This is a genomic window from Stappia sp., from assembly GCF_048261845.1.
Taxonomy (GTDB): domain Bacteria; phylum Pseudomonadota; class Alphaproteobacteria; order Rhizobiales; family Stappiaceae; genus Stappia.
Window position 1 is genome coordinate 18,615 of the sequence record NZ_JBLXFR010000053.1, and the last position, 8,512, is coordinate 27,126.

The window sequence follows — 8,512 nt, forward strand, 5'->3', positions numbered from 1 at the left end:
TTCTCTCGGACGGATCAGTCGGCGTGGCCGTTCGAAGCAGAGGTCTTGCGCCCTTGGCGATCACCCTTCCCGCCTGGTGTTGCGTATGCCGGACAGCAGGTGCCCGGGCATTCCCGCGGAAATGCGGACAATCGAGGTTAGACCGAAACCCTGCGCTGTTCCAACCCCCCTATCGGACACGCTCTGCGTGTCCTGCGGCTGCAAAACCGCGCGTCGCCCGCCGCGGGAGCGTGCGGGGCGTGAAGATCGGTGCTTTCGGGACAAAGGCGTGCGCGCCGGTTGAAAACGCACCGGCAAGGGCGGCAGTCGGTGCGACCGCAGGCAGGTCGAGGATCAGTCCTTGGTCTTGCCGCCGTAAATGACTTCAAGAAAATTGCGGCGCAACTGGGCCTCGTCCTGGCCCTCGCGCAGCCCCTGACGCCACTGGTCGATCACAAGACGCAGTGCCAGCGTCTCGCGGGTGTGCGGCAACCGGCTCAGGTAATCGGTGAAATAGTTGTCGAGCGCCTGGCGGTCGAGCGCGCCTTGCGCGATCAGCCCGTGAATGAGGGCCATGGTGGCCGCGATGTGTCCCCTCAGGAACTCGTATTCGGCCGTGCTCGCCGTCTTGTCGTCAGAGGAATCAGACATCGTCGCTTCCAATCATACCAATACGTCCGAACTCAGGCTTCAAGCCTCCGGCCCGACCGCGCGGCCGGTGAGCCCTCGCCCCGTCAGCATACCATCTGCTTGGCGATCCGTCTCCCGGTGCAGGTCGCCGGATCCCAAGCGCAACCTCGACGCCCTGACACGCCAGTCGAGCCCCGCTGCAACCTGCAGTCTCTCATGCGGACCTTTCCAAACCCTACAACACCGGGACTGAATTTTCCACATTCGTTATTTATCACATGATCAACAACAAGCATTCCGGACCGGGTCGCGCGCGCCGGCGGGCGCAGCGCCGTTTATCCCCCTGCTCCGGCTTGAGCCGTACCATTGGCACGCAGGACGCCGCATCGCCGGTTGCCGGGCAACATCCTGCAAACGCCGGCAGCAAAGGGGGCGCGCGGGCACGACCTCGCAACGACAGCAATGTCCTTGCGAAAAGCGCATCGGCTTGGAAAGAGTGAAATGGTGAGCCCGCAGGGGCTCGAACCCTGGACCTACTGATTAAAAGTCAGTTGCTCTACCAACTGAGCTACAGGCTCATTCCGGGAGTTCGTGTAACAACGCGAAGCCCCGGTGACAAGAGCTGAATCGCCCGCACTGGATAACCCCGTGTCAGTTGCCGGTCAGGCGGGCTCCGGTTCGGACTGCGGTGTTTCCGTGTCCGCCCCGCGATAAACCCCCTTGATCCGCTCACGTGTGATCTGCATGACCACATAGAGCACCGGTATCAGGACCACGCCGAAGACGGTCGCGAACAGCATTCCGCCAAAGACGGCAAAGCCGATGGCCTTCTGGCTCGCCGCTCCCGCGCCGCTGGCGGTCAGCAGCGGAACAACGCCGAGCAGGAACGAGAGCGCGGTCATCATCACCGCCCGGAAGCGCAGATGCGCCGCCTCGCGTGCCGCAGCAAGAATGGAGCGCCCCTTGCCGCGTTCCTCCATGGCAAACTCGACGATCAGGATGGCGTTCTTGGCGCCAAGCCCGACCAGCATGATCATTCCGATCTGGGTATAGAGGTTCACATCCCTCCCGGTCGCCATCCCGGCCGCGAAGGCCCCGAGCAGTGCCACCGTCACGGACATCAGGATCGCCAGCGGCATCGACCAGCTCTCGTACTGCGCGACCAGGAACAGATAGGCGAACAGCACTGAAAGGAGCAGCACGATGACGACGACCGCTCCCGCACCTTGCTGTTGCAACGCCGTACCGGTCCACTCGAACGCATATCCGGCCGGCAAGGCCTGGGCGGCGGCGGCTTCCATCTCGCTCATCACCGTTCCGGTTGCCTCGCCCGCCTTGGGCTCGGCCGTGACCGAAGCCGCGCGGAACATGTTGTAGCGGCTGAGAATCTGCGGACCCAGGACATTGTCGACGCTGACCAGCGTGCGCAACGGGACCATGTCTCCCGACTGCGAACGCACATGCAGTCGCGCGATGTCGTCCGCCCGGTCGCGGAAGCGTCCCTCCGCCTGGATCATGACCTTGTATACTCGGCCGAACAGATTGAAGTCGTTCACATAATATCCGCCAAGGAATGACTGCAGCGTCAGGAACACGTCACTGACATTCACGCCGAGAAGTTTTGCGCGCTCCCGATCGAGATCGACGAAGAGTTGCGGAACATTGGCGCGAAAGGTCGAATAGGCCTGCGAGACCGAGGGCTGCTGGTTGGCCGAGTAGACCAGCGACCCGATGCCGGAGGCGAGATCCTGCGGAGTGCCGCCACCGGTCTGCTGGACCTTCATCTCGACGCCCGCCGTCGTCCCGAGACCGGGAATCGGCGGTGCGTTGAAAGCGATGATGTTGGCGCCAGGGATCGTCGCGAATTCGCGCCACAAATGCGCCAGTATGCCGTCTGCGCTCAATTCGGGCGTGGTCCGCTCGGCCCAGGGCTCGAGCTTGACGATGATCAGCGCCGTGTTCGGAGCGAGCCCGGAATTGAGAATCGAGAAGCCGTTGACGACGATGATGTGCCGGACGCCGGCCACATCCTCCAGGATGGACTCCATCTGGTCGGTGATCACCTCCGTGCGCGGCAGCGCCGCGCCGTCGGGCAACTGCACGTCGACCATCAGGTAGCCCTGGTCTTCCAGCGGCAGGAAGCCCTTCGGAAGGCGCTCGTTGAGGACGACGATCAGCGCCACCGCCAGACCGACGCCGGCAAGCCCCACCAGCGAGCGCGGCAACAGCCTGGCGACGATGCCGACATAGCCGTCTCGCAACCATCCGATTCCCCGGTCGAACACGGCGAGGATGCCGGTCGGCGGCCCGCTGCGCGCCTTCAGGATCAACCCGCATAGCGCCGGCGACAGGGTGAGCGCGTTGATCGACGAGATCACCACGGAGACCGAAATCGTCACCGCGAACTGCGAATAGAGGCGTCCCGTGATGCCCGGCATGAAGATCGTCGGAACGAACACGGCCAGCAGCACCAGCGTCGTGGCGATGATGGGCGTGGAGATCTGGCCCATTGCCTTGGCCGTCGCCTCCTTCGGCGACAGGCCTTCCTCGGCGATGATCCGCTCGACATTTTCCACCACGATGATGGCGTCGTCGACCACGATGCCGATTGCCAGCACAAGCGCGAACAGGCTGATCGTGTTGAGCGACATGCCCGCGACCAGCAGGATGGCGAAGGTTCCGATCAGCGACACGGGGATCGCCACCATCGGAATGATCGTGGCGCGCCAACTCCCCAGGAAAACGAAGACGACGGTCACGACCAGGACGAAGGTCATCATCAGTGTCATGATGACGTCTTCCAGCGACTTTTCCACGAACTCCGTCGTATCGAAGGGGATGTCGAAGGCAACGTCGTCGGGGAACGCCCGGGAAAGCTCGTCGATCCGGGTCCGCACCCCTTCCGCGACGGCCAGGGCGTTGGCGCCCGGCGCCTGATAGATCGCCAGCACGGTTGCCGGGGTGCCATTGAAGCGACCGTTGGCCGAATAGAACTGCGAACCGAGTTCCACCCGCGCCACATCGCCGACCCGGACCAGCGCGCCCTCGGCGCTGCTGCGCAGCACGATTTGCCTGAACTCCTCAGGCGTCGAAAGGCGGCCCTGCGCCTTCACCGTGTACTGGAACTGCTGGCCGTCGGGCACCGGCGGCGCGCCGATCTGCCCGGCAGCCACCTGGACATTCTGGTCCTGGATTGCGGCAATGAAGTCGGACGGCGTCATGGCCAGGCTCGCCAGACGGTCGGGATCGAGCCAGACCCGCATGCCATAGGCGAAATTCGTCAGGACATCCGCCTTGCCGACGCCTTTCACGCGCGCCAGTGCATCCTTGAGGTTGATGGACGCGTAATTGGAGAGGAAGACCTCGTCATAGGTCCGCTTTGGCGAAAACAGCGTCACCACCAGCAGCATGTTGGTGCTGGCCTTCTGCACCGTGACGCCGTTGCGGGTCACGTCCGCAGGCAGCGAACTCGTCGCCTGCGACACCCGGTTCTGAACATTGACGGTGGCAATGTCCGGATCGGTGCCGACCTCGAAGACGACGTTCAGCGAATAGGAACCGTCGTCGGAGCTGTTCGACGACATGTACATCATGTTGTCGACACCGTTGACCTGCGCCTCGATCGGCGCCGCGACCGTTTCCTCGATCACCTGGGCGCTGGCGCCGGTATAGGAGGCCGTGACGCTGACCACCGGCGGCGTGATGTTGGGGAACTGTTCGACCGGCAGCGACAGGTAGCCGAGCACGCCGGCGATCGTGATCACGATCGAGATGACGAGGGCGAACTTCGGGCGGTAGATGAACATGCGCGAGAACATGGCCGCCTACTCCGCCGCGCCGGAGGCGAGCACGGCATTGACCGGAACGCCTGGCCGCACCTTTTGCAGGCCGAGCGTGATCACCCGCTCGCCCTCCTGCAGTCCCGACTTCACGACGACATCGAGATCCACCTGCTGGCCGAGTTCCACGTAGCGCTGCTCGACCGTTTCCTGCGCTCCCACGGTCAGCACGAACGGACCGCGCTGGTCGCGCTGGATCGCCGCCTGGGGGATGACGATCTCGCTCATGGCGACCGGTGCCTCGACGACCACCTCGACGAAGGCGCCCGCAATAAGGATCCGGCTCTTGTTGGCGAAACGCCCGCGCACCGAGATCGTGCCCGTGTTCGGGTCCACGGCATTGTCGATGAAGACGATCTCGCCGTCCTCCTCGAACCGCTTGCCGGTGGGCAGGATCAGATGGATACCGGGCAGGTTCTTCTTGTCGGCGACATCCTCCGCCGGCCGGTCCCCTCGCACCGCCTCGAGATAGTCCTTCTCGCTGATCGCGAAATTGACGTAGACCGGCGCGGTGCGCACAAGCCGGGCAATCGCGCCCGACGACGGTCCGACCACGTCGCCGACACTGAAGGCCGACTTGCCGAGCTGACCGGAAAACGGTGCGACGATATCCGTATAACCAAGGTTCAGTTCCGCCTGGGTGGTCGCCGCGCCGGCCGCCGCGACCGCGGCGTCGGCCTGTTCCTTGGCCGCCTTGGTCGCCTCGAACTTGGCCTTGGAAACGTGCCCCTTCTGGAAGAGATCCGCATCGCGCTCCAGGTCAGCCGCTTTCAAGGCGGCCTCCGCTTCGGCCTTGGCGGCATCCGCCTTGGCCGAGGCCAGCGCCGCCTCGTAGGGCGCCCGTTCGATGGAAAACAGCAACTGCCCCGTCTGGACGCTTGCCCCGTCATCGACATTCTTCGAGGCCAGGAAACCGGAGACACGCGCGATCAGGTTGACATTGTCGACCGCCTCGACCTGGCCGACGAACCGCGCCGACTGGCGAATGTCCTTGGAAACGGCCGCAGCGACGGAGACCGACGGCGGCGCGGCCGGCGCCGCGGCGTCGTCCGAAGGATTGCAGGCGGCAAGCAGCAGACCAATGGCCGGCAGGGTGAAATAACGAGCGGCGCGAGAAAGTCTTGACATGAAAAATGGTTCCCCGGTCGACGCGGGTTCCGGACACGAGGCCGTTACGCTCCCGATCCCGCCTCATGGTTCGAGGCGCACCTGCTTCGGTGCGCCAAGCGTGTCAAAGGAAGGCTACACAGTGACTTCAGGCGAAAACAAGAGCCAATCCGAAACCATGCGCAGCCGGCAGCACCAGCCCCTCGCGGGACTCGACCGCATCGATGTCCCGATGCGCAAGCGATTGTGCGACGGCGCTCCTGTCCGCGCCGGCGACGGCAAGCGCCGCGATGGCGGAGCCGCCGGGAGAAAACGTTGGGGCAGGTACGCCGTAAAGCGCCTCGAACGCCGACGGCGGCATCAGGTGAAGGCGTCCGCGCGGTGTCTCGATCGCGATTCCAAGGCTTGAGGCGCGCATCTCCCGCTCGCCGGTGAAAGCCGCGTAGAAAATATGTTGCTCGGCCGGTTCCTCGCAGACGACGACGACGGTATCGAGCGCAGTCGCGCCGTTCTCGTGTCGCTGGTAGTCGGCCGACCAGAAGTTTTCCGGATACAGGTTGTGACAGGAGAAGAAACCGTGCAGCGGATCGGAAGGGTTGCGCACGAAGGTCAGGTCGAACCCGACCTTGCGGATGCTTCCGTCCGGACGGGTCTGTTCGCGGCCGAAGGAGAACGGCTGGTAGACATGCAGGCCGGCTCGCTCGAAGGCACGCCGGTCGTCGCCCGCATCACGGCTTTCCATGACCAGCATGGAGGCGCCCTCGCCGCGCTCCAGGAAGTCGCGGTTGAACCCGCCGAAGGAGAAGACCCGGTCCGATGCCGGCGGGATTTCGGCCGCCGCGCCGATGGTCAGCAACTCGATGAAGAACCCGTCCAGCTGGACGAGCCGGTTCTCCGTGCCCCAGGGATGGCGCGCGCGCGGGGTCACGGTGAAACCGGCCGCTTCCAGATAGGTCGCGGCCGCATCCATGTCATGCACCGCCCAGACAATGTGATCGAAACCGCGCGCGGCCATGTTCGCCCCTCCCCCGGGAAATGCCTGACGGATCAGACCAGGCGGCTCTGCTCGACCGCCGCCGCGACGAAGGATGCGAACAGCGGATGCGGCTCGAACGGCCTCGACTTCAGTTCCGGATGATACTGCACGCCGATGAACCAGGGGTGGTCGTCGATCTCCACGGTCTCCGGCAATTGCCCGTCCGGTGAGGTTCCCGCGAACCGCAACCCGGCTGCCTCAAGCCGCTCACGATAGGCGATGTTCACCTCGTAGCGATGCCGATGGCGCTCGGAAATCATCTCCGACCCGTAGATGCCGGCGATCCTGGAGTGGTCCTCAAGGCGCGCCGGATAGGCGCCAAGGCGCATTGTGCCGCCCAGTTCGCCGTCCGCGCGGCGGACTTCGAGCTGGTTGCCCTTCGCCCATTCCGTCATCAGTCCGACGACGGGTTCACTCGCTTCGCCGAACTCCGTCGAATTGGCGCCGGCGATCCCGGCCAGGTTGCGCGCCGCCTCGATCACGGCCATCTGCATGCCGAAGCAGATGCCGAAATACGGCACCTTGTGCACCCGCGCGAAGCGTGCCGCGGCGATCTTGCCTTCCGCGCCGCGCTCGCCGAAGCCGCCCGGCACGAGGATGCCGTGGACGCTGTCGAGCCATGGCGTCGGGTCTTCCTTCTCGAAGATTTCCGACTCGATCCACTCGATGTTGACGCGCACGTTGTTGGCGATGCCGCCATGCACCAGTGCCTCGATCAGCGACTTGTAGGCGTCCTTCAGCACGGTGTACTTGCCGATGATGGCGATCGTGACCTCGCCTTCCGGATTGGCCAGCGTTTCCGAGATGCCCGTCCAGCGGGTCAGGTCCAGGGCCGGTGCGCCGGTGATGCCGAAGGCGGCAAGAACCTCGTCGTCGAGCCCTTCCTGGTGATAGGCGATCGGCACGTCATAGATCGACTTGACGTCATAGGCCGGGATCACGGCGCCTTCGCGCACGTTGCAGAACAGCGACAGCTTGCGCTGCTCGCTTTCCGGGATCTTGCGGTCGCAGCGGACCATCAGGATATCGGGCTGGATGCCGATCGAGCGCAGCTCCTTGACGGAGTGCTGTGTCGGCTTGGTCTTCAACTCGCCCGCCGAGGCGATGAACGGCATCAGGGTCAGGTGGATATAGACCGCGTGACCGCGCGGCAGCTCGTTGCCGAGCTGTCGGATCGCCTCGAAGAACGGCAGCGCCTCGATATCGCCGACCGTGCCGCCGATCTCGCAGAGCACGAAATCGTACTCCTCGTTGCCGTCGAGCACGAAGGCCTTGATCGCATCGGTGACGTGGGGAATCACCTGGACGGTTCCGCCCAGATAGTCGCCGCGCCGTTCCTTGGCGATGATGTCCTGATAGATCCGGCCGGTCGTGATGTTGTCCATCTTGTTGGCCGGCCGGCCGGTGAAGCGTTCGTAGTGCCCCAGATCGAGATCCGTCTCCGCGCCGTCATCGGTCACGAAGCACTCGCCGTGCTGATACGGGCTCATCGTGCCCGGATCGACATTGAGATAGGGATCGAGCTTGCGCAGCCGGACCTTGTAGCCCCGCGCCTGGAGCAGTGCCCCGAGAGCCGCGGAAGCCAGTCCCTTGCCAAGCGAGGACACCACGCCGCCAGTAATGAAGATGTATCGCGCCATGGACCAATACCATATCGCCGCGAGCGCTGATTCGAACGCCCGGCACAGAGTTAACACACAAGAAAATGCCCCGCGATGCGTATCGCGGGGCACGAGATGAAGAGGCTAGCCGGCCAGAAGCCTACTGCGCCGCCGGAACCTGGGGTCCGGTCGGCTGCTCGGGCGGACGCAACTGGTCGAGAATGCCGTTGCCCGAACCCGGCGTCCCGCCGTCCACCGGAGCGGACTGCGTGCCCGGCACGGCATCGAGAATCGATGCCGGACGTTCACTGTTCTTGGCC

Annotated in this window: 5 protein-coding genes and 1 tRNA gene; all 6 read right to left on the reverse strand. The window is 64.4% G+C overall.

Annotated features, from left to right (window positions below; genetic code table 11):
* Positions 1 to 333: 333 nt before the first annotated feature.
* A complete protein-coding gene (locus tag ACN0T5_RS17245; protein ID WP_417769853.1) occupies positions 334 to 630 on the reverse strand; it encodes a hypothetical protein in 297 nt (98 codons plus the stop codon).
* A gap of 481 nt (positions 631 to 1,111) precedes the next feature.
* Positions 1,112 to 1,187 (reverse strand) — tRNA-Lys (locus tag ACN0T5_RS17250).
* Between the two features lie 84 nt (positions 1,188 to 1,271).
* Entirely contained in the window at positions 1,272 to 4,427 is a 3,156-nt protein-coding gene (locus tag ACN0T5_RS17255; RefSeq protein ID WP_417769854.1) for an efflux RND transporter permease subunit, read from the reverse strand.
* Between the two features lie 6 nt (positions 4,428 to 4,433).
* Complete coding sequence (locus ACN0T5_RS17260; protein WP_417769855.1) at positions 4,434 to 5,576, reverse strand: efflux RND transporter periplasmic adaptor subunit; 1,143 nt, start codon at positions 5,574 to 5,576, stop codon at positions 4,434 to 4,436.
* A 127-nt stretch (positions 5,577 to 5,703) separates the two neighbouring features.
* A complete protein-coding gene (locus ACN0T5_RS17265; protein WP_417769856.1) occupies positions 5,704 to 6,570 on the reverse strand; it encodes a VOC family protein in 867 nt (288 codons plus the stop codon).
* Positions 6,571 to 6,602: 32 nt separating this feature from the next.
* Positions 6,603 to 8,231, reverse strand: a complete 1,629-nt coding sequence (locus ACN0T5_RS17270) for a CTP synthase (RefSeq protein ID WP_417769857.1) — start codon at positions 8,229 to 8,231, stop codon at positions 6,603 to 6,605.
* Between the last annotated feature and the right edge of the window lie 281 nt (positions 8,232 to 8,512).

Excerpts from the sequence above, each read along its gene's own strand:
- ACN0T5_RS17245 (WP_417769853.1), bottom strand. The coding sequence starts at position 630 with ATGTCTGATTCCTCTGACGACAAGACGGCGAGCACGGCCGAATACGAG.
- ACN0T5_RS17255 (WP_417769854.1), bottom strand. The coding sequence starts at position 4,427 with ATGTTCTCGCGCATGTTCATCTACCGCCCGAAGTTCGCCCTCGTCATC.
- ACN0T5_RS17260 (WP_417769855.1), bottom strand. The coding sequence starts at position 5,576 with ATGTCAAGACTTTCTCGCGCCGCTCGTTATTTCACCCTGCCGGCCATT.
- ACN0T5_RS17265 (WP_417769856.1), bottom strand. The coding sequence starts at position 6,570 with ATGGCCGCGCGCGGTTTCGATCACATTGTCTGGGCGGTGCATGACATG.
- ACN0T5_RS17270 (WP_417769857.1), bottom strand. The coding sequence starts at position 8,231 with ATGGCGCGATACATCTTCATTACTGGCGGCGTGGTGTCCTCGCTTGGC.